Annotated in this window: 14 protein-coding genes, 1 tRNA gene and 2 pseudogenes; 10 read left to right on the top strand and 7 right to left on the bottom strand. The window is 63.2% G+C overall.

Annotated elements, in window-relative coordinates; genetic code table 11:
- Positions 1 to 47: 47 nt before the first annotated feature.
- Genes NKI46_RS26190 through NKI46_RS26180 form a run of 3 tightly spaced genes read left to right on the top strand, consistent with a single transcriptional unit; the run spans position 48 to position 2977 of the window.
- A complete protein-coding gene (locus NKI46_RS26190; protein ID WP_352748729.1) occupies positions 48 to 1187 on the top strand; it encodes an ABC transporter ATP-binding protein in 1140 nt (379 codons plus the stop codon).
- A gap of 9 nt (positions 1188 to 1196) precedes the next feature.
- A complete protein-coding gene (locus tag NKI46_RS26185) occupies positions 1197 to 2162 on the top strand; it encodes an ABC transporter permease subunit (protein ID WP_352748726.1) in 966 nt (321 codons plus the stop codon).
- The gene (locus tag NKI46_RS26180; protein WP_023681869.1) at positions 2159 to 2977 is read left to right on the top strand and encodes an ABC transporter permease; all 819 of its coding nucleotides are present in this window, start codon (positions 2159 to 2161) and stop codon (positions 2975 to 2977) included. Before NKI46_RS26185 ends, NKI46_RS26180 begins: the two co-directional genes overlap by 4 nt.
- Positions 2978 to 3019: 42 nt before the next feature.
- On the opposite strand, the gene NKI46_RS26175 is transcribed toward NKI46_RS26180, so the two are convergent.
- Positions 3020 to 4873 carry an AsmA family protein gene (locus NKI46_RS26175; protein ID WP_352748724.1) on the bottom strand — a complete coding sequence of 618 codons (1854 nt, stop codon included), beginning with the start codon at positions 4871 to 4873 and terminating at the stop codon, positions 3020 to 3022.
- Between the two features lie 366 nt (positions 4874 to 5239).
- On the opposite strand from NKI46_RS26175, the gene NKI46_RS26170 reads away from it, so the two are divergent.
- Positions 5240 to 7210: an acetoacetate--CoA ligase gene (locus NKI46_RS26170; RefSeq protein ID WP_023827905.1), complete on the top strand. Its 1971-nt coding sequence runs from the start codon at positions 5240 to 5242 to the stop codon at positions 7208 to 7210.
- A gap of 265 nt (positions 7211 to 7475) precedes the next feature.
- Here the strand turns inward: NKI46_RS26170 and NKI46_RS26165 are convergent, their stop codons facing one another.
- Positions 7476 to 11480: a PAS domain S-box protein gene (locus NKI46_RS26165; protein ID WP_352748720.1), complete on the bottom strand. Its 4005-nt coding sequence runs from the start codon at positions 11478 to 11480 to the stop codon at positions 7476 to 7478.
- A gap of 324 nt (positions 11481 to 11804) precedes the next feature.
- On the opposite strand from NKI46_RS26165, the gene NKI46_RS26160 reads away from it, so the two are divergent.
- Both NKI46_RS26160 and NKI46_RS26155 read left to right on the top strand, forming a co-directional pair.
- On the top strand, positions 11805 to 12263 hold the full coding sequence (locus tag NKI46_RS26160; RefSeq protein WP_023669330.1) for a phasin: 459 nt from the start codon (positions 11805 to 11807) through the stop codon (positions 12261 to 12263).
- Positions 12264 to 12609: 346 nt separating this feature from the next.
- A tRNA-His gene (locus tag NKI46_RS26155) sits at positions 12610 to 12686 on the top strand.
- Between the two features lie 605 nt (positions 12687 to 13291).
- Here the strand turns inward: NKI46_RS26155 and NKI46_RS26150 are convergent.
- From NKI46_RS26150 to NKI46_RS26135, 4 genes and pseudogenes are all read right to left on the bottom strand, one after another.
- Positions 13292 to 13372, bottom strand: a pseudogene (locus tag NKI46_RS26150) (alcohol dehydrogenase catalytic domain-containing protein); the annotation flags it as partial.
- An 81-nt stretch (positions 13373 to 13453) separates the two neighbouring features.
- A pseudogene (locus NKI46_RS26145) lies at positions 13454 to 13567 on the bottom strand (SDR family NAD(P)-dependent oxidoreductase); the annotation flags it as partial.
- A gap of 68 nt (positions 13568 to 13635) precedes the next feature.
- A complete protein-coding gene (locus NKI46_RS26140; RefSeq protein ID WP_031196696.1) occupies positions 13636 to 13953 on the bottom strand; it encodes a hypothetical protein in 318 nt (105 codons plus the stop codon).
- Between the two features lie 1488 nt (positions 13954 to 15441).
- Positions 15442 to 16248, bottom strand: a complete 807-nt coding sequence (locus tag NKI46_RS26135) for an IclR family transcriptional regulator (RefSeq protein WP_023723361.1) — start codon at positions 16246 to 16248, stop codon at positions 15442 to 15444.
- Positions 16249 to 16477: 229 nt separating this feature from the next.
- Between NKI46_RS26135 and NKI46_RS26130 the strand changes: the two genes are divergently transcribed.
- Genes NKI46_RS26130 through NKI46_RS26115 form a run of 4 tightly spaced genes read left to right on the top strand, consistent with a single transcriptional unit; the run spans position 16478 to position 20987 of the window.
- Entirely contained in the window at positions 16478 to 17530 is a 1053-nt protein-coding gene (locus tag NKI46_RS26130) for an ABC transporter substrate-binding protein (RefSeq protein WP_023723360.1), read from the top strand.
- Positions 17531 to 17557: 27 nt separating this feature from the next.
- A complete protein-coding gene (locus NKI46_RS26125; protein ID WP_352460429.1) occupies positions 17558 to 19057 on the top strand; it encodes a sugar ABC transporter ATP-binding protein in 1500 nt (499 codons plus the stop codon).
- Complete coding sequence (locus NKI46_RS26120) at positions 19054 to 20019, top strand: ABC transporter permease (protein WP_352460430.1); 966 nt, start codon at positions 19054 to 19056, stop codon at positions 20017 to 20019. The genes NKI46_RS26125 and NKI46_RS26120 overlap by 4 nt, the downstream gene beginning before the upstream one ends.
- Positions 20016 to 20987, top strand: coding sequence for an ABC transporter permease (locus tag NKI46_RS26115; protein WP_352460431.1), 972 nt, complete (start codon positions 20016 to 20018; stop codon positions 20985 to 20987). Before NKI46_RS26120 ends, NKI46_RS26115 begins: the two co-directional genes overlap by 4 nt.
- Here NKI46_RS26115 and NKI46_RS26110 read toward each other — a convergent pair.
- Complete coding sequence (locus NKI46_RS26110) at positions 20961 to 21902, bottom strand: amidohydrolase family protein (protein WP_352460432.1); 942 nt, start codon at positions 21900 to 21902, stop codon at positions 20961 to 20963. The genes NKI46_RS26115 and NKI46_RS26110 overlap by 27 nt on opposite strands.
- Positions 21903 to 21925 lie beyond the last annotated feature (23 nt).

Genomic DNA, 21925 nt, shown 5'->3' with positions numbered 1-21925 from the left:
CCATTCTTCTCTGGGGCAAGAAGCAAAAAAATAGGACGGAGTGGGACATGAAATCGCTTGGCAGCATCCGCAGGGATTTCGCGCCATGGAACGACCCGAACGCCAAGCCATATATTCAATTCGAGAATGTCAGCAAGAAGTTCGGTGACTTCACCGCCGTCAACAATCTGTCGCTGACCATTTTCGAGCGCGAGTTCTTCGCCCTGCTCGGCGCGTCGGGCTGCGGAAAGTCGACGTTGCTGCGGATGCTTGCCGGCTTCGAGGAGCCCACCGCCGGCCGTATCCTTCTCGACGGCCAGGATTTGCGCGGCATCCCGCCCTATCGCCGCCCGGTCAACATGATGTTCCAGTCCTATGCGCTGTTCCCGCATATGAGCGTGGAAAAGAACATTGCCTTCGGCCTCAAGCAGGAAGGCATGCCGGCGCCGGATATCGAAAAGCGCGTCGCCGAGATGCTGAAGCTGGTCAAGCTCGAGCAGTTCGCCAAGCGCAAGCCGCACCAACTCTCCGGCGGGCAGCGCCAGCGCGTCGCACTCGCCCGCTCGGTCGCCAAGCGGCCGAAAGTGCTGCTGCTCGACGAACCGCTCGGCGCGCTCGACAAGAAGCTGCGCGAGGAAACGCAGTTCGAGCTGATCGACCTGCAGCAAAATCTCGGGCTCACTTTCGTCGTCGTCACCCACGACCAGGAAGAGGCGATGACCATGGCCGACCGCATCGCCATCATCGACAAGGGCGAGGTGATGCAGGTGGCGACGCCGGCGGAAGTCTATGAAGCCCCCAGTTCGCGCTTCGTTGCCCACTTCGTCGGCAATGTGAACATGTTCGAGGGCAAGGTCGCCGAGCGTGCGGCAAACACCACGCGCATCACCGGCGCGACAGGGGCCCAGATCGTCGTCGAAAACAGCACCGATACAAAGGCCGGTTCCGACATCGTCTTCGCCATCAGGCCGGAGAAGATCAAGGTGTCGTCGAAGAAACCGGCCGACGCAGTCAATGCGCTTGAGGGCGAGGTCTACGACGTTGCCTATCTCGGCGACATGACCGTCTACCACATCCGGCTGGATGACGGGCAGATGATCAGGGCAAGCGCGCTCAACGCGGCGCGAGTCACCGAGGACCCGCTGACCTGGAACGACCGCGCCTGGGTCTCCTTCCGGCCGGATGCCGGCGTCGTGCTGACGCGGTAGGGAGCGGCCATGTCCAACATCGCCATCACCGACGCCGGTCCATCGGCCGCGGCCAAACCATTGCCGACGCGGCTCGGTGCCGGCTTCGTCAGCCGGCTCGTCATCATCGTTCCCTATCTCTGGCTGCTGTTCTTCTTTTTCATTCCGTTCATTATCGTCTTCAAGATTTCGCTGTCGCAGTCGGCGATCGCCATGCCGCCCTACACGCCGGTGCTCGATTTCAGGGATGGCATTTCCGGATTCGTTGCCCGCTTCCGCGAACTCAGCTTCGACAATTATGTCTGGCTGACGCAGGACGCGCTTTACTTCAAAGCCTATGTCACCAGCGTCATCATCGCGGCGATCTCGACGATACTGACCTTGCTCGTCGGCTTCCCGATCGCTTACGGCATGGCGCGCGCGCCGGCGACGATCCGCCCGACCTTGCTGATGCTGGTGATCCTGCCGTTCTGGACGTCGTTCCTGATCCGCGTCTACGCCTGGATCGGCATCCTCAAGCCCGAGGGGCTGCTCAATCAACTGCTGCTGTCGCTGAACATCATCGATCAGCCGCTGATCATCCTCAACACCTACACGGCGATCTTCATAGGCATCGTCTATTCCTATCTGCCATTCATGGTGCTGCCGCTCTATTCGTCGCTGGAAAAAATGGATTACTCGCTGATCGAGGCGGCAAAGGATCTCGGCTGCCCGCCGACAGCCGCCTTCTGGAAGATCACCTTTCCGCTGTCGCTGCCCGGCGTCATCGCCGGCTGCCTGCTGGTGTTCATCCCGGCCGTTGGCGAGTTCGTCATTCCCGACCTGCTCGGCGGGTCGCAGACGCTGATGATCGGCAAGACCTTGTGGAATGAATTCTTCGCCAACCGTGACTGGCCGGTGTCATCTGCCGTCGCCGTTATCCTGCTGCTGCTCCTGATCGTGCCGATCATGCTCTTCCAGCAGGCTCAGGCACGCGCCCAGGAGCAGGACAAATGAACGCCACCTGGAGCCGCTTCAACGTCACCTCGGTCGTGCTGGGCTTTGCCTTTCTCTATCTGCCGATCGTGCTGCTCATCGTCTTCTCCTTCAACGAGTCGAAGCTGGTTACCGTCTGGGGCGGCTTCTCGACCAAATGGTATGTCTCACTGTTTCACAATCAGGGGCTGATGGACGCCACCTGGGTGACGGCGCGTGTGGGGGTCATCTCCGCCACGGTGGCAACGGTGCTCGGCACGCTGGCAGCGCTGACCTTGACCCGCTACACCCGCTTCAGGGGCCGCATCCTGTTTTCCGGCATGGTGTTTGCGCCGCTGGTCATGCCGGAAGTCATCACCGGCCTGTCGCTGTTGCTGCTGTTCGTTGCCGTCGGTCTCGACCGTGGCTTCCTGACCGTGACGCTTGCTCACATCACCTTGACCATGTGCTTCGTGGCTGTCGTCGTGCAGTCGCGCCTGGTGTCGTTCGATCGTTCGCTGGAAGAAGCTGCCTTGGACCTCGGCGCAACGCCGGTAAAGACCTTCTTTCAGATCACGCTGCCGGTGATCATGCCGGCCATCGTCTCCGGCTGGATGCTGGCCTTCACCTTGTCGCTTGACGATCTGGTGATAGCCTCCTTCACCTCCGGGCCTGGCGCCACCACGCTGCCGATGAAGATCTACAGCCAGGTGCGTCTCGGCGTGACGCCGGAAATCAACGCCGCCTGCACCATCCTGATCGCCGTCGTGGCGGTAGGCGTCATCATCGCTTCGGTCGCCAACAAGCGGCGTGAGGTGCAGCGCCAGCTCGACGAACAGGCCGCGCAGCGCGGTTGATTGCGTCAAACGAGGGATAGGGCGGTCCCGGTAAGGGTCCGCCTATTCGCCTGAGACGCCGCGGCTGATCGGCGAGATGAACGGCGTGCTCCAGGTGCCGCCGACGAAGAATGACGACTGGTTGGATCCCTGCTGGCCATTGACCGGTGCCGCTGCCGGGTCGGCCTGGGTGACACCCCCCGAAAGCGCCAGCCCGCGTCCGCCGTAAGAGGCGATGCCGGACAGCCAGACCTTGTATTTCGCCGAATTGGCCTCGGCCTTGTCCAGCCTTGCCACACCCTTCGAGATGGTGGCCTTGAGCTCGGCGCCGTCCATCGGCAGTGTCCCGTCCGAGACGTCGTCGAGCGCGAAGAAGCCGCCCTGTTCCGTGTGCTTCAGAAATGCCGGCAAATTGAGCCCGCTCAGCGCGCCCGGCCCGAACGTCGCAGAGACCGAGCCGTCCGCGTTCTCGAAGATCGAGTCCCAGGATTTGCCCGGCCCTTTGAGAATGACCGAGACAGTGCCGGTGCTGGCCGGCACCAGCCGCGTCATTCCGGCCGCGGTGCCGAAAGCGGCGCCGTCAATGTCGGAGGCGAGCAGCCGGATCTCGACCTGCGAGCCCTCCGGTTTGCGGTCGAAACGCAGGCTACTTTGCACGTTGCCGCCAAAGGCCGACGCATCGGAGATATCGAAGACGGCAAGCCCGTTCTTCACCTGCGCCGTGGCGGCGACGTCGGCAAGCTGGATTGCGCCGGCCGAGGCATGCGCCGCTGACAGCCTCAGATCGAGATTGATCCGGTCGGCGAAGCTGGTGTCGATTTCGCCGGGACCGGTCTCGCCGGTCGGCGCCAGCGGCGTGAAGGCCGAAAACAGCGACCTGAGGTCGAGCGTATCGAAGGCGAGTGTGCCTGATATCACCGGCAAGGCGTCGCCGAACGAAAAATCCAGCGCCCCCATTCCCGGGTTGCTGTCGAGCGTCACCGCGGTGTTTTCGAATTTGACGCGGCCGGCGGTCGCCGTGATCTTGCTCGAAATCGAGACCGAACCGATCGCCGTACCAGGAGCAATGCCGGCCTGCGACCATTCCAGCACGCGCCGCAGCGAGGGCGCGGCGAATTTCGCCTGGCCATCGAAATAGGCGTTTTGCGACATGCTGGCCGTGCCGTCGAACGAGAAGCTGGCCGGCGCTGCCTTGAACGAAAACGTGACCGGTGCGGCGCCGCCGGCAAACAGCACCAGCGGCTTGGGCGAGGCGGCATCGACGGTGACGCTCTCGCCGCGCCAGATTCCGGTCGCCGACAAGGTCGCGTTGCTGTTCATCGCTGCCCAGCTCGCCTGGCCGGACAGGCTGGTCAGCAATTCGACGTCCTTGCCGCTGACGGAGGCGACCATGCGGCCGTCCCTGAATTCCACGGTGCCGAACGGATCGGCGGGCAGCTTGCTCAGATCCGGCTTCGTCGGATCGGCGTTGACCACGCCGCGCGCCGTGTCGATGGAGCGGGTGATGCGTCCGCCCGTTGGTATGGAGGGCAGGAACATGCCGTTTGCGGCGCGCTGGACCCGGATCGTCGGCCGCACCAGCCGCGCCGTCGAAAACACCACATCGCCCTGCAGCGCCGCCATGGCCGAAAGGTCGACCTCGACCCGTTCGGCCTCGATCACCGGCGGCGCGTCGGTCTCGGTCCACTGCGACAGCGTGACGTCGCTCAATATGGCGCGGAACTTCGGCCACACCTCGATGCGCGGCGAACCGGCGATGGTGACCCTGAATCCGCTCCACGCGCTCATCTCCCAGGCAATGCGATCGCGCACGATCCGGGTCGAGGCAATCAGCGGCAGAGCGGCGACGACCAGCGCGATGACGAGCACGGCAACGCCGATCGCCCATATTCCGCGCCGGATCAAAGGTGATGGCATATTGCCCCGGTTGCTTTCATTCCGATAAAAATCGCCTGACGGGTGTAACCGCCAGTTGTCACCACGCCTTCCAGTCGTCACTACGACTTAGGGCTGAGGCATTTCAAGTCTTTATGGCCCGGCGATGGCAATTGCGCACACATGGCCGAGTTTAGCGGAACAAAATCTTGCTCTGCCGCACGGTGGTAGGCATAAGCGATGCAGCTTCAGCCTGCTACGAGGCGCGGCGTTTTTGGGACAGCGCGCCTGTAAAGCTGAGGCTAGTGCATGTCGCCCGGAAGAGTGCAGCGGTTCCGGGACAACGACGTGCATCAAAACAAAAGCATATCTATCTTGCGACGCGACGGGCTTCAAGGAGGATCGATAATGGCTGCCGAAGCACCGCTCTGGACCCCGACGCAAGACCAGATCGACGCAGCACCACTGACCGCGTTCATGAAGGCAGCAGCGGCCAAAAGCGGCACATCCTTCGCCTCCTACGCCGAACTGCACCGCTGGTCGGTCGAGGATCGCGAGGGCTTCTGGAGCCTGCTGTGGGACTTTTGCGGCATTGTCGGCGACAAAGGGACCGATGCGGGCGAGCCCGTGCTCGTCGATGGCGACAAGATGCCCGGCGCATCGTTCTTTCCCGAAGCGACACTGAACTTCGCCGAGAACCTGCTGAAGAAGACCGGTTCCGGTGACGCGATCGTCTTTCGCGGCGAGGACAAGATCGAGCGGCGGCTGTCGTGGAGCGAACTGCACCAGCTGACCTCGCGCTTTCAGCAGCTTTTCCTGTCGCTCAAGGTGAAAAAGGGCGACCGCATCGCGGCGATGATGCCCAACATGCCGGAAACCGTCGCCGCCATGCTGGCGGCCGCCTCCATCGGCGCGGTCTGGTCGTCCTGTTCCCCCGATTTCGGCGAGCAGGGCGTGCTCGACCGTTTCGGCCAGATCGAGCCGGTCATATTCATTGCGCCGGACGGCTATTGGTACAATGGCAAGGCAATCGAGGTAGCCGACAAGATCGCTGCCGTTGCGGCGAAGCTCGAAACCGTCCGCAAGGTCCTGATCGTCGACTATCTCGGTACCTCGCGCGATATCGCAGCGATCATCGACAAGGCCGTGGCGCTCGAAGAGGCGCTGTCACCCTTTACCGCCAAAGCGGTCACGTTCGAGCGGCTGCCGTTCGCGCATCCGCTCTACATCCTGTTTTCGTCAGGTACCACCGGCATTCCCAAATGCATCGTCCATTCGGCCGGCGGCACGCTGGTCCAGCACGTCAAGGAACACCGGCTGCATGCCGGGCTCGTCGAAGGCGACCGCTTCTTCTACTTCACCACCTGCGGCTGGATGATGTGGAACTGGCTGGTGTCGGGCCTGGCCTCGGGCGCCACGCTGCTGCTCTATGACGGCTCACCCTTCCACCCCGACGGCAATGTGCTGTTCAGCTTCGCCGATGCCGAGAAGATGACCTTTTTCGGCACCTCGGCCAAATTCATCGATTCCGTGCGCAAGGCCGGGCTCAAGCCTATCCGCAGCCATGATCTGTCGAGTGTGCGGGCGATTTCCTCGACCGGCTCACCGTTGTCGCCGGAGGATTTCCGCTTCGTCTTTGACGGCATCAAGAAGGACGTACATCTCGCCTCGGTTTCCGGCGGCACCGACATCGTCTCCTGTTTCGTGCTCGGCGTACCGACGCAACCGGTCTGGACCGGCGAGATCCAGGGTCCCGGCCTCGGCCTTGCCGTCGATGTATGGGACGATGACGGCAAGCCGATCCGCGAGCAAAAGGGTGAGCTGGTCTGCACCAAGGCGTTCCCGTCGATGCCGATCGGCTTCTGGAACGATCCTGAGGGCAAGAAATACCATGCGGCCTATTTCGAGCGCTTCGACAATGTCTGGTGCCACGGCGACTTCGCCGAATGGACCGCGCATGGCGGCATGATCATCCACGGCCGTTCCGACGCGACGCTCAATCCGGGCGGTGTGCGCATCGGCACGGCGGAGATCTACAATCAGGTCGAACAGATGCCGGAAATCCTTGAGGCGCTGTGCATCGGCCAGGATTTCGACAATGACGTCCGCGTCGTGCTGTTCGTGCGGCTGGCCGCCGGCGTGACGCTGGACGAGGATCTGGAAAAGCGCATTCGTTCCAAGATCCGCAGCGGCGCCAGCCCGCGCCACGTGCCGGCAAGGATCGTCGCCGTCAGCGACATTCCGCGCACCAAATCGGGCAAGATCACCGAGCTTGCAGTGCGCGACGTGGTGCATGGCCGCGCCATCAAGAACAAGGAAGCGTTGGCCAATCCAGAGGCGCTGGAGCTGTTCAGGAACCTGCCGCAGCTGGCTGAGTGACGCGGCCGGGATGGTTAACCAGATATGTCGGTCGAATTTACCTAGATTTCATGAGTGGTACACATTCGTAAATTTTTTGGACGGCCGGTAAGGAGTTGTTAAGGCCCGGCGCCGATAGTCGCACGTAACTTGAGGGAGAAATCCCGTTCCTCGTCCCCTGAGGATCAGATTCGCTCAAGCCCCCGTTGTGACAGCAAATCCCATTTAAGGCGTCCTGTTGGACGCCTTTTCTTTGTCCGGGATTCTCGCCCGGGAATGGCCGGCCCTATTCGGCCAGCACCCGCGTCGACGGGAAGGCGACCTCGACCAGCGTCCCTTCGCCCGGCGTCGAGGTGATGGTGAAGCGGGCGCGGTTGGCTTCCACCATCGCCTTGGTCAGCGGCAGGCCGAGACCGGTGCCGTCGCCACGCCCGCGCTTCAGCGCATTGATCTGCTTGAATGGCTTCAGCGCCTGCTCGATCTCGGCATGGCTCATGCCAATGCCGGTATCGCGCACCCGCATGACAACGTCGCCGGAGGTTTCATAGGCGGTCGACACGATCACCTGTCCGCCGGCTTGCGTATAGCGAATGGCGTTGGACAGGATGTTGAGCGCGATCTGGCGCACGCTTCTGAGGTCGGCGACGACTTCCGGCAGTCGCGAGGCGAAGCTGGAGCGAATGATGACACGCTCGCGGTTGGCCTGCGGCTGCATCATCGCCACCGTCTCGGCCAGCGTATCGTTGAGCGACACCGCCTCGTAGTCCATTTCCTGCTGGCCGGCCTCGATCTTCGAAATGTCGAGGAGGTCATTGACGAGATCGAGCACATGGTTGCCCGAGCGGTTGATGTCTCTGAGATAGTCGCGGTAGCGGTCATTGGCTACCGGGCCGAACTTCTCGTCCACCATCAGCTCGGAAAAGCCGATAATGGCGTTGAGCGGCGTGCGGATCTCGTGGCTGATGCGGGCGAGGAAATCGGTCTTCTGCGAGGAGGCGCGCTCGGCCACCGCGCGCGCCTGGGTCAGATCCTCTTCGGCCCGCTTCCACTGCGTGATGTCGCGCACCACGGCGCAGAAGCCGCTGTCATTGGGCAGCCTGCCGATGGTCATGAACAGCGGGATGAAGCGCCCTTGCGCCTCGCGCCCGATCACCTCGCGGCCATCGTTCATCACACTCGCCACGCCGGGCTCGGACAGGCCGTTCAGATAGTCGCGCGCCGCGCGCTGGCTTTCGATGGCAAACAGCGAGGCGAACGGTTTACCGGTGACGTCGTCGCTGTCGAAGCCGAACAGCGCCTCGGCCGGCCGGCTGATCGAGCGGATGTCGCCGTCGCGGCCGATCAACACCACACCATCGGTCGCGGTGTCGATGATGGTGCGCATCTCGGCAATGCGCGCTTTGAGTTCGGAGACATCGGGCTGCGTCTGCTCGTCGGCTGCGAGATGCGCAACCATCGGCGGCTCGTTGTCGCCGGTACGTCGCACCACCAGCATCAGCGCCTTGCCGGCGCGCCACGGCACCGAACGCAAAATGGCTTCGATCGGAAATTCCTGGCCCTCGCGCGTCTTCAGTTTGAGTGTGTGGTCGCTTTCGCCGGCCATTTCTGAATAGGGATCGGCAAACAGCGCGTCGAGCCCGCCGGCGTCGCTCAGGTCCTCAAGCGTGTCATAGCCGGTCAGGCCGAGGAATTCCTCATTGGCGTAATGAAGCTCGTCGCCCGAATGGATGAGCAGCGGCACCGGCAGCTTGCCGAGGATCGACGTGTCAGGGGCCTTGTGTTCATCTCCGGCCGAGAATGCCGAAGGCATGAACCCCTCAAGCTTGAGCGGCGGCACTTTCAGGCGCTGTGGTTCTGCCGGCACTGTGTCCGCATCGCCGGCCTTGTCCCCGTCTTCCACGGCGGAATCGGTCGCCTCGTCGGACGGCGCCCAATCCTCATTGTCCTCGGCATCGCGGAAGTCGGCCGACGTCATGCTGTCGTCTTCACCGGCATTGGCCGGCGTCTCGGCAACAACCGGCTGTGGCTCTGCGGCCTCGACGATCTCTTGGGCTTGCGTATCATCCGGTTCGGAAGCCGGCGCAAGTTCGTCGTTGGACGACGTTGCTTCCGTACTGTCTTCGGTGACGGAGCCTGGTTCGGGATCGGCATAGTCGAGCAGGGAGCGCGACACTGTCGGCGCCTTCGCCTCGCCTGCTTCGCTGTCCGCAAGGCCGTCGTCCGGCTGCTCGCCGTCAAGCCGCGTCAGGTCCTTTTCGTCCTCGGCATCGCTTTCCGGCGGTTCGGCCTCAGCCGTTTCGCTTTCGGGTGCGGCTGCCGATGGTTCAGCCACGGCAGCCGGGCCGGCTTCGTCCGGACTCGAGACCTCGGCGGGTTGTCGGGCTGGCGCGGCTGTTTCAGGCTGGTCCGCCTCGACATGATCCGGCTTGGGCTCATCTGCCTTGGCCTGGTCTGGCATTACCTGATCCGGATTGGCCGGTTCGGCCTGCTTGGCAGTCTCCGGCTGCTCCGGCGGGGGATTGTCCTTCTTCAGCCGCTCGCCGATTTCGCGGAAAGCGCTGCGCTCCAGCGTCGACAGGCCCCTCTCGCTTGTCGGCTGCTTGTCGCTGGCGGGCTGCCGATGCTCGGCCAGCCGGATGACCTTGTCGGCAAAACGACGTTCCTGCTTCGGCACGATGGTCAGTGCCGGCACTTCGCCCTCGAACGGATCGGCCGCCTTGGGAGCTTCCGCCACGGGCTGTTCCGGGGCCGGCTCGGCTGCTGCCGGTGGCGCGCCATTGGGGACCAGCGCCATGCCGATTGCTTCCGGATCGACCACCGCATCGCCGGCGCGGGCGACGCCGAAACCACGAAAACCTTCGAAGGCGCGGCTGCGGCCATAGACAGGCAGTGCTGCCAGATCGACCGGTATCTTCAGGTCGGAGCCGGCAACCGGCCACAGTACCGAGCGGCCCGACCAGGTGTCGCGCCGTTCAAGCAGGCCCGCGATCTCGCCCGAGGCGTCGAGGCCGAAAGTTGTCGCGACGTCCTTGAAGCGGCGGCCGATCACGTCGGCGGCGGCTTTGCCGACAATGTCGCCGAATTCCGGCGACAGCGCGCTGAACTTGCCGTCGGCGTCGGTGCGCCAGACGAAGCGCAGCGGCGGCGCCGAGCGGTCGACCTCACGTTTGGCGGGAGGCGCAGCCGGTGGGGCTGCGTCGGACGGCAGGGCGGGCGCAGCGGCACTGCTGTCCAACTGCGCACTCTCGGCCGGGGAAACAGAGTCCGGCTCGGCCTGCGCCGGGCTGTCCGGCTCGCCCGCCTGCGGCTCTTCGCCGGCATGGAAGTACCAATGATCATGTTGCGCCGGCGCGCTGTCATTCGCCGCCTGCTCGCGGCCGGTCGTCTGCTCGCGATGGTCCGCCTTTGTATCGGTTGACGCCGAAGCATCATGCTCGGTGGCAGCCGGACCTGTCTCCCCGACATCAGGCGCGGCCGCGAGTGGGGCGCCCTGATTCCCGCTTGCGGTGGGGTGGTCAGCCACCGCATCCACCGTTACCGCGTTCTCCGCGGCGGCTTGCGCCGGGCCATCGTCGACCTGCGCTGCAGCAGGTTCGGCATCCAGCTCGCCGACAGGATTTTCCTCACCGAGCTGATCCTCGTCGATGACCACCAGCAGATGCCTGGACTCGGTCAGGCGCGCGAAGCCGGCCGGATAGGACTTTGCGCCGCCGGGGACCAGCCGCTTGACGATGCGGTCGTCCTGGCTCGCCACGTCGGCGACAAGCGCGGCCAGCGTCTCAGGCCGGATGGCGAGCGCGCCAAAGCCATCCGAAGCCGCCTCGACAGTGCCGGCGGCGTCGACAAAGGCGATGAAATGGCCGTCTTCGGTAAAGCCGCTGATGGCGCGGGCCGCAATGTCGGCAGCACTGCGCGAGCCGGCCTGCGCTGCCGGCACCACCAGCATGATGGCGCTTTCGCCGTCCGGCATAGTCACCGCACTGGCCAGGAAGCCGACGGCGCGGCTGGTGATGCCGGTCGCCAGCCGTACCGTAATGGCGCGGTCGCTGCCGATCTGCGGGAAGCCCGCGGTCGCCATGATCTGGCGCCTGGCGATCAGCGGCAGCTGAGCCGAGGCGCCGATGATGGCCTCGATATCGGGATAGCCGAACACCGCAGCGCCCGGGCCGTTGGCCCAGATCACCTGTTCGAGGTCGGCCGACAGAATCGCGATCGCGTCGCCGGCGGCGAAGCGCTGGCGAACCGCATCAAGCACGGCGACATCGAGGAAAGAGTAGTTCTCGGAAGGCATGCGCTTGGCGGACCCTTTCGGTGAAACCTCTTGGCGAACCCCTCTTGGCGAACCTACAAGGCGGGCAATTTGCAGTTAACGCTTTGTTAATAAAAGCCCGCGCGGCGAAGGTCCACAAGCCATGGCGGGAAGCAGGTGGAATCTCTGGCCACTTGGTTAACAGCCCCTCGGAATGCCCTTGGGTAACCTCTTGGGGTAACGCATGGGAAGAAATTATGGTGCACTGCAACAAAGATATTGCATCGCACAAAAAAACCGCTATATTGCCATCATACATGAACGAGACGGCTTTTTGTCAAAGCCGCTACCCCGAAAGGATGGAAAATGACCAAGGCCAAGACCGCTGAGACCATCGAAAACGTCGAATTCCCGAGCTTCGACGCTTCCAAGGCAACCGATCAGATCCGCGCTTTCGCCGAAAAGGGCGTCGAGCAGTCGAAGGAAGCCTACTCCAAGCTGAAGACCGGCGCCGAAGAGACCCAGAAAGTCCTGGAATCGACCTTCGAGACTGCCAAGACCGTTTCCAGCGACCTGTCGCTCAAGACCATCGCCGCTCTGCGCGCCAATGCCGAAGCCGGCTTCTCGCATCTCGAGGCCCTCATCGGCGCCAAGTCGCTGTCGGAAGTGGTCGAACTGCAGACCGCCTTCCTGCGCAAGCGCGTCGAGACCACGGTCGAGCAGGCCAAGGACTTCCAGGCTGTTGCTTCGAAGGCTGCCGAAGACGTCTCCAAGCCGGTCAAGACCGCTTTCGAGAAGGCCCTGAAGGACATCAAGGCCGCCTAATAATTGCGCACAACTCTGCGATGCATCAAAACGTCGCATTTCGTCAGACAAATAGGTGTGCGATAGAGTTGTCCAAATGAATACCCGGCGAGTGGAACCTCCTCCCTCTGCTCTCCGGGGTGACCAGCCAGCACCTCCTCCCGCTGGCTCGTAACAGGAAAAGGCCGGCACCTCCTCCCGCCGGCCTTTTTCTTTTGCCGAAGAAACCGGCGCCTGTTGGCGGAACCGGCTTTGCCTTATCAAAGGCCTTGAATTAGTCTCTGATAGACCGTATTGGACGCATCGCCGAACGACAGAGCGGATCTCGGAGAATGAATTTTCACCACGATCTGGCTCAGGCGAACGTGCCGTTGTAGCTCAGATGGTTAGAGCGCCGGATTGTGGATCCGGAGGTCGCTGGTTCGATCCCAGCCAACGGTACCATCGAATTTCCCGCTAAAGTATTGATTGCCGATCCCGGCGATCCACGGGAGATCAAGACCTGTATGGCCCTGTCGGCAGGGCAGGAAGACCCTGACTGCGCACACACACCGCGGTGCGGATACCCGCGCCGCAGCTTAGGTTTCATTTTACTCCAGCGGTTCGTCGGTCGGCCGAGGCGTCGTGCCTGCCTGACGAGGACGGCCGGCATTGCGATTTGCAATGCGGCTGTCGAGTGGCGATCTGGACGCTTGCTGGGCGCCAGCGGTCTTGGGTGCCGTCGGCTTGGCGCCGGAATCGCTGTCTTCAGCATCGCGACGGGGATGTGGCAAACCGGCGGCCTCAGGCGATCTGACCGGAGGTGTCGCGGCCGGGTTTGTCGATACGGGTTTGTCCTTGGCCATTTTCAACTCTCGCCTTTTCAGCATGCAGACGGCCGGACAACAAAGTCGGGCCATTGGACAGAACGGTCAGCCGTGCGGGCGCATCACGACTTTGATGCAGCCGTCCTCCTTCTCGCGGAAGGTTTTGTAAGTTCGGGCCCGGCCTTGAGGCCAGCGCGATGGAATGACGGGTCGATATCGCCGTTCTGAACTTTCTGCAGCGATGTCGCGTTCATCCTGGATCGTCGGATCGGCCACCTGTTCGCAGCGTATGTCGCCTTTGCCGTGCCATGTGAGGGCCTTCATGTGCTGTTCCTTGACGACAAGCCCTGCGAGCCCAAACTTGGCTTGATGTGAAATGTTCCCGCTTCCAACGAGCATCCGGCCTCAACCCTTGGCGGCCGAGCCGGGTTCGGCCATGCCGCAATGCTGCTCGGCCAGGGTGCCGGCCGGCGTGCCATGCGCCGCTGCAACCTGCAGCTTGTTTTTCCAGCCGCTGATCGCCTGCTGCCACGACCGCATCCCTGATCGCTTCGCAGGGCAGAGGTTTGGCGCAAGCGCAGGATCTGCTATCGCGCCAGCATCGCGGCGACAACGAACACGACGGCGGCAACGACGACAAGCGCGACAATGGCCAGCACCGGGCCGTTTTTACTCGGGGCCGGGGCTCGCTCGTCGTCCGGCCGCCGCATCGCATTGGCGAAGCTTGCTTGATTAGCGAAAGCCGGCGTGCCCGTCGCTGCGGGAACCGGCACGGCGCAGGTGTCTGCCGCTTCGGCATCGGTTTCCATAGGCGCCGCCGCCGGGTCGAATCCCGGCGTCTTGTCCTCTGTCACCCCAGACTGAATATCGCCTCTGTCTTCGGCCGGGTTACGTTCGACGTTCATGATGATGCTCCTGAGCTGGCCCGGGCTTCCCCAACCGCGAGCGGATCAGGATGTTCCATTGGGCGGAATCGCCGACAACGAGGAGCAAATTTCAGATAGCCTTCAAACAGATGTCCCTGGTGGCAACGCGGGCCTTGCAACCGGTCAGCACCGGATTGGTGGTCTCGTTGTAGTCGGCCATGGTCGGCAACGCGGCAGATTCGGCAAAGTTCCAGTCTGGCTCGCAATGCCCGCTTACGCACACCGCCGCTCGTTGACCTTGAGCTGGCTCGTTCCAGCCACTCCAACCCAAATTGCCAGTCCGGCTCCCGGCGGCGCGCTGTTTGTATTCCGTGGGAACATCAACAGCGCCAGCGAGTTCGGTATGTGCAGCGAGTTCCCTGTTCGCCGCATGGCCAACGTCCGGAACTCTTGACCGTCTCGCGTCTTCGCTCCTGGAGCGCGGGCCACTCCTCTTAGCCCAAGGTTGCGATCATGAGCAGAAACATTCCGGAAAAGCGGGCCAGGCAGGGTGGCTTGGGGCGACCGGTCCTTGGCGTGCTCTTGGCAGGCCTTGTCTTGGCGCTCGTTGCCTGGGGGATCGCTGAAATCTATGGCGAGCAGGCTAAGACACCGGCGACACAGCAAAACAGCCGGGTTCCATCGCCAGATACTTACAGCCCAAATCCTGGCCAAACGGACCCTGCAAACTCCAAGGCCGATGATGTGAATGGCGAACCGGTGGACCGAAATCCCAAGCTCGACAAGGATCCCACGCCGCGATCAAGCACTGGCGGGGATCAGCCAGGAACGCCGCCAGCTCAACCTGCTTCGCCATAGCGTTCGCACTAGTTGATAGACACAATTCAAACAGATGCGGAAATGTGGAGCGGCGATTTCAGCCAATTTCAAGAGCCGGGTCTGTCAATAATCGCCGGCGCTCTCTGATAGCTGGGGAGCCACAAAACCTCCGCTGATTCTTACCGCTTGCTGGATGGCACTGGCGGCTCCAGACCGACTGCGCGCTGTGTCACGCCGGCAGACCTTTGCACCTCTGGGCGCTTTTGAAGTTGCAAGTCGATGGAATCGGGCAAGCTGGGTGTAGATGATGCAGTCGTCATCTTATCGAGGTCCGGCAGCAACACCATCTTTGCGTAGCGTGGAGGAACCAGATGGCCTCCGAAAACAGCGAATATCCCGCACACGAATAAAGCGAGAAGCAGGGCCGTAAGCACATCTGTGAAAATCTCGACAAATCTCATGTGCTCGCTCCGCGCGTAAGGATCCCGCCGCGCTCTCGACAGTAAGAGCGGCGGGATCCTCAACCGGCGATGAAGGGACTTTGATCGACGGTCTTCTCCTAATGTGGCTTCCGGTTGCGTGTTCCCTGGTTCGGACCTTATCCACCGACTATGGGACTAAGGTCCGGAACCTAAATGGAACCAATGGGGAAGAGCGGAATCCATGTGCCTTTAAGAGGCTTCAACCTGAGGGCACGACGGCTGATCGTCAGCCTCCCGCCAGAGACAGTCCACGGGCGCGCTCGCGCAGCAACGCAAGCAGTTCGTCGCGCCGTGGCTCCGGCGTGTCGACGGGTAACACCAAACACAAGGTCCTTTTGATGGCGCCGTGGCCGTCACGGATGGGGGCCGCCATGCACCAGGTGAAACGGTCGGCCAAGGCTGTGGTCTCGCTGAAACCCTGCCGGTGGGCCAAGGCAACATCGGCAAAGAATTCGGCTGGTGCAATGATGCGGCCGTCGGGAAGCCTGTAGTCGCCAGATGGGATGAAATCCCTCAACTCTTGCTCGTTCATATGGCCGAGGAGCAGCCGTCCGGATGCCGTCCATGGGATCGGCACCTCAACCCCGACATCGCTTGAGATCCGGAACGGGCCCGGCGAATCTCGGCAGTCAAGAACGACGTATTTGTTGCCACGCAGGCCGCATAGCTGGACCGTCTCGCCTGTCTCGGCGGCCAACTTATCCAAGGTCTCGATGATGCGACGGTAATGGGCATTGTGATGTGAGTAGGCCCAGCCGAACAGATGCATGGCGCGTCCGAAATAGACGTAACCTTCACCGCCGACGTTTTCGAGCATTTCGGCGTCGAGCAGGCTGTTGACGATCTCGTAGGTGGTCGAACGCGGCGCGCCGATCATTTTGGCGATGTCGCCGACGCGCATTGGCGCGCGGTGCCGCAGCAACGCCTCGAGCAGCATGATGACGCGGTCAATGCCGCGTCGTCGTTCGCCGTTGCGCGGCTCCGCGCCGGCTTCCTTCCCGATCGCATCGTTAGTGCCGTCGCTCATGACCATCCACCAAAATCATTTCGGTTCTCGTCTCAAGGCGCTTGAAAGATGTCAAGGCTCGGTCTAGCATCCAGTTTGTCCGATATACAGACACATTGTCTGAAATACCAGACAAACTAACGAGCCTGACGCAGACAAATCCCGAGGCGACACACGGTTTCCAAGATCCGGCGACCGACGGGTTTCCTCGCCCTTGTTCTGCACGTCGAGGCCACAACCTCTGAAGGGAACAGTCATGATGAAATCACCGTTTTTCGCATCCGCCAGCGCGCTTTGCCTCGGTCTCGTGCTGAGCTTTGGCGCCGGCTCGGCAGCCAATGCCGCCGCCAACTGCATCAAGGGCGACCGCAAGGCGCCGTACACGATCGGCTGGGCCAACATCTATTCCGTGCCGACCTGGATGAAGCAGACCCAAGGCACGATCGAAGCCGAAGTCGAGACCCTGAAGAAGCAGGGACTGGTCGACAAGCTCGTCGTCACCGACGCTCAGGGCGACGCCAACGTCCAGATCCAGCAGATCCAGTCGATGATCGATTCCGATGTCGACGCCATCATCCTGATCGCCGGTTCGTCGACCGCACCTGCACGCGTTCTGGCCGATGCCTGCGCCAAGGGCATCGCCATCATCAACTTCGACAGCCTCGTCGATACCGACAAGGTCACCGCCAAGGTCAATACCGATTCTTCGCAGTGGGGCGACCAGGCCGCCAAGTTCCTGATCGACGCCATCGGCGGCAAGGGCAAGATCCTGATCCTCAATGGCCCCGCCGGGGTTTCGGTCAGCGATGACAGGCGCAAAGGCGCCGACGCTGAGCTCAAGGCCCATCCCGACGTGACGGTGCTTGCCGAGACCAACACGCCCTACAACGTCGCGCCGGCACAGGAAGCCGTCACCAGCCTGCTCTTCGCCAACCCCGAGATCGACGGCATCCTGTCGCTCGGCGGTGCTCTGTCGGCAGGCGCCGTGCTGGCCCTCGACAAGCAGGGCCGCGAACAGGTACCGATCACCGGTGAGAACGCCCGGCAGTTTTTGGAACTCTGGAAAGAAAAGGGCTTGAAGAGCTGGGCGACGATGCAGCCGAACTGGCTCGGCGCCTTCGCCACCTACACCGCCGTCCAGGCGCTGGAAGGCAAGGATGTGCCGGCTTTCGTCAAGATTCCGCTGCCGGTGATCGACAATTCCAACATCGACGAATACCTCGCCCGGGCCAAGGACTTCCCGGCTGACGGCTACATCTTTTCTCCTTACGATGAGGAGCTGTTCAAGAAGCTGCTGGCTCAGAAATAAGCCTGAAGGGTTGTAGCGTTGACAACCATGGCTCCGCTGCTCGCGGCGCGCGGGGTGTCGAAGTCTTTCTTCGGCAACCCCGTCCTGCGCGACGTTTCAATCGCTCTCCAGCCGGGCCGCGTGCATGCGCTGCTCGGCGAGAACGGCGCCGGAAAGTCGACCTTGATCAACCTTTTGTCCGGCGCCTTGAGACCGGATGGCGGGACGATCGAGGTCGATGGACGCGCGGTCTCACGCATGACGCCGGCTGTTGCGCGGCAGGCCGGCATCGCCGTCGTCCAGCAGGAACTCAGCCTGACGGCCAGTCTTTCCATCGCCGAAAATGTTGGTCTCGGCGCCTATCCCAAACGGTTCGGCCTGATCGACTACCGCGAACTCGCTGCGCGGGCGAGGGCCGCATGCGAACTTGTCGGGCTGCACGAGCCGCTGTCGACGCCGGTCGGGCATCTGTCGCTCGGCCGCCGCCAAATGGTGGAGATCGCCAAGGCGCTCTACCGCCGGCCGCGCGTGCTCATTCTCGACGAACCGACATCGTCGCTATCGGCAACCGAAACCAAAATCCTCACCGATCTGCTGCAGCGGTTGCGCGGCGAAGGCATCGCCATTCTCTACATCTCGCACCGACTGAACGAAGTCATGGCGCTGTGCCAGCACGTCACCGTTCTGAAGGACGGCACCTGCACGGCCGACCGCACCCTGGAAGGCACCGACGCCGCCGGGTTGGTTCGGCTGATGGTCGGCCGCGATCCCGGTGATCTTTTTCCGCAATGGCAGCCTTCCAGTTTGCCTGCCAACGCTATCTCCGTCCGAAATCTTTCGGCCGGCCTGATGCGCGACGTCGATCTGGATATCAAAACGGGCGAAGTGCTTGGCATTGGCGGCCTGGTCGGGCAAGGGCAGGAAGATCTGCTGCTCGGTCTCTACGGCGCCATTCCGGCACGGACGGCGTCGGCGACCGTCAACGGCGCCTCCGGCCTGCCCGGCGGCGTGCCGAAAGCCAACGCGCTGGGGCTGGCCTATGTGCCCGCGGATCGCAAGCGCGAGGGCCTGCACCTGATCCATCCCATCATCACCAACATGATGCTGCCCGCCTTTGCCAGGCTGCCGGCGCTGAAGCTGCGCAGCCGCCGCGCAGAGCGCGAGACGGCCAAAAGCCTTGCCGCCCAACTCGGCATCAAGGGCCACCTCGGGCGGGCGGCGCAGGCTCTATCGGGCGGCAACCAGCAGAAGGTGGCGCTGGCGAAATGGATGCCGCACGACCCGCTGGTGCTTCTGCTCAACGATCCGACGCGAGGCGTCGACGTCGAAACAAAACGTGAGATCTACATGATGCTTCGCAATTTCGCCGCCGCCGGCAAGGCGGTCGTGCTGCTCAGTTCCGACACGCCCGAACTCGTGCACCTTTGCGACCGTGTAGCCATCGTCCGCGAAGGCCGCATCGTCGCCATGCTGGCGCGTGGAGCGCTGAGCGAGGAAGCCATCGTCTCCGCCGCGATGGGCGCCGAACAGCGGAAGGTTGCGGCATGAACACATCTTCCTCCGCCCGGCAGACCGATGCGCTCTACTGGCCGGTGCAGCTGCGTCGCAATGTCGGCGTGCGCAGCCTGTTTGTCGTCGTCCTGGTGTTTCTCATCGCCTATGGCGTCCTCTTTCCGGGTCTGTTCACGGCGTCCGGCTTCGCCAAATTCACGCAGAGCTGGTTTCCATTGGCTCTGGTCGCGATGGCGCAGGCGATCCTGATGCTCACCGGCGGCATCAGCCTGGCCATCGGCGCGACGGTCAGCTTGGGCGCGGTCATCGCCGCGACGACGATGGCCGGGCAGCTGGGCGTCGCCGGGGGCACTGCCGCGGTGGCGCTGACGGGCCTCGGCATCGGGGCGGCGACCGGCTTCGTCGTGGTACGGCTTCGCCTGCCGGCGATCGTGGTGACGCTTGCCGGGTCCTTCATCATCGGCGGCGCCGCCCTGCTGATCCTGCCGCGGCCCGGCGGCGCAATCCCGGCGTGGCTGTCCGACCTGCTTGCCGGCAACACACCGGCGGCATTCGTGCTGCTGGTGGTCATCATTCTCCTGTGGAAGCTCTATCTCGCCACGCCGCTTGGCTTGAGCCTCTATGCCGCCGGCGAGAATCCGGTCGGCGCCTATCGCTCCGGCGTGCCGGTCGACAGCGCGCGCATTGCGGCCTATGCGATCAGCGGTCTGCTCTCCACCGGCGCCGGCTTGTTCGTCGCCGCACAGACCGGTTCGGGCGACCCGGTCATCGGCGCCGCCTTTACCCTGAACTCGATTGCCGCTGCGGTGCTCGGCGGCATCGGCTTCCTCGGCGGCCAGGGCACGATGCGCGGCGCGCTTGCCGGCAGCCTGCTGCTCAGCCTGATGATCAGCGTCATGTTCTTCCTCGGCTTCACGCCGGTCGCACAATATGTGGCCCAGGGCCTGATCATCATCGGCGCGGTCGCCATCCCGCAATTCCGCAAGGCACAGCAATGACAGCATGGAATGACAGCGCGGGCGGCAAACGCGCCCTGACGGTCCTGCGCAGCCGGCCGTTTCTCACCGTTGCCATCGTTGCCGCGGTCTGGATCATGGCGAGCTTCGTTTCGCCCGGCTTCGGCGCTTATGGCCATCTGCGCTATCTGGTGGAGCTCGGCGCCGTCATCGGCCTGGTTGCCGCGGGCCAGACTTTTGTGGTGATCGCCGGCGGCATCGACCTTTCCGTCGCGGCCATCGTCACGGTCAGCGCCGTCAGCCTGCCGCTGCTGTCGTGGCAGGTGGATCCGACCGGCATCACCGCCATCCTTGCCGTTCTGGTGCTAACCACGGCAATCGGCCTGGTCAACGGGCTCGGCGTCGCTTTACTGCGCGTCCACCCGATGATCATGACATTGGCCATGGCGACATTCCTGCAGGGTCTGTTGATCATCATCGCCGGCGGCAGCGCCGTGACCGCCGAGAACCCGCTGGTCCACTGGCTCGGCAATGGCCGGCCGGCCGGCATTCCCGCTGGCGTATTGTTGTGGGTGGTCGTCTCGGTGATCGTGCTGACCACGATGCATGCGACATCGCTCGGCGCCCGGATTTTCGCCATGGGCGCCAACCCGCTTGCCGCGGCGCTGTCCGGTGTTCCGGTCACGTCCACGACGCTTGCGGTCTACGGCATCAGCGGCTTCTGCTCGGGACTTGCCGGTGTGCTCGTGTTGGGCATGAACGGACAGGGCTATGTCGGCATCGGCGATCCCTATCTGCTCGCCTCGATTGCCGCCGTGGTCCTCGGTGGCACCTCGATCCTCGGCGGGCTTGGCACCTATGCCGGCACCATCCCCGGCGCCATCCTGCTGGTCACCATCACCGCGCTGATCACCGTCGTCAACGCATCGCCCGGCTGGCGCAGCATCCTGTTCGGCTCGCTGATCCTCGGCCTGCTGCTGCTCTCAGGCCGGGAGCAGGCGCGCCGATGACACATCGTCGAGCCGATAGATGCGCCTTGCGTTGCCGAAGAACAGCGCCGTCTGCTCGTCGGCGGAAAAGTCCACTGTGATGGTTTTGAAGCCGTCATATATGTCATCGAACGAGGCATGCAGGCCGGCGACCGGAAAGTCGCTGCCGAACATGGCGCGACCGGTGCCGAAACAATCGATGCAATGCAGGACGACGGCCTTCAGGCTGTCGAGCGTCCAGTCATGATCGTAGGCGACCAGATCCGATATTTTGATGGCGACGTTGTCGCATTGCGACAGAAGCCGCAGCCCGTCGCGCCACACCTGCATGCCATCGGCGTCGCGGTCGATCGGGCTACCGCAATGGTTGAGCACGAATTGCTGGTTGGGGAAGGCCCTGGCAAGCCGCCCCGCGTCGGCGAGCTGACGCGGAAACACCATCAGGTCGAAGCCCAGCCGATGCTGGCCAAGCAAGGCAAGCCCGGCGCGCCAGGCCGGATCGTCCATGATGCCGTCACGTGCCGCAAAACGGCGGGCAGGGTCGGGATCCCAGCTCAATATGTCGCGCACGCCGGCGACACGCTCGAACGCGGCTTGCGCTTCGATCAGCGCAGGCGCCTGGCGATCGGCGAGCGGCACGTGAACGACATAGCGGGCGGCGACGCCGCGCGATTTGTCGAGTGTTTCAAGCCAGCGCGTTTCTCCGATGCAGTCGCCACTCGCCCAGCCGGCTTCGACATGGACGGTCGCGAGGACATTATGCCCTATGGCATCGCGCGCATAATCCCCGGGCAGATAGTTCCGCCGCAAGGGGCCAAGCTCGCCGAGGCCGCCGCGCTCGCCGGCCGTGGCGGCGAGCCAGGGATGCCGTCCCAGTCTGAGATCCCAAAGATGATGATGGGCGTCGATGATCGGTCCGGCGTAAGGTTCTGGCACGTATCTCTCTCAGGCTGTGACCG

The sequence above is a fragment of the Mesorhizobium sp. M0615 genome, assembly GCF_040320805.1.
Lineage (GTDB): Bacteria > Pseudomonadota > Alphaproteobacteria > Rhizobiales > Rhizobiaceae > Mesorhizobium.
Note: the sequence above shows the minus strand (reverse complement) of the source record. Positions and strands in the feature narration are given on the sequence as shown.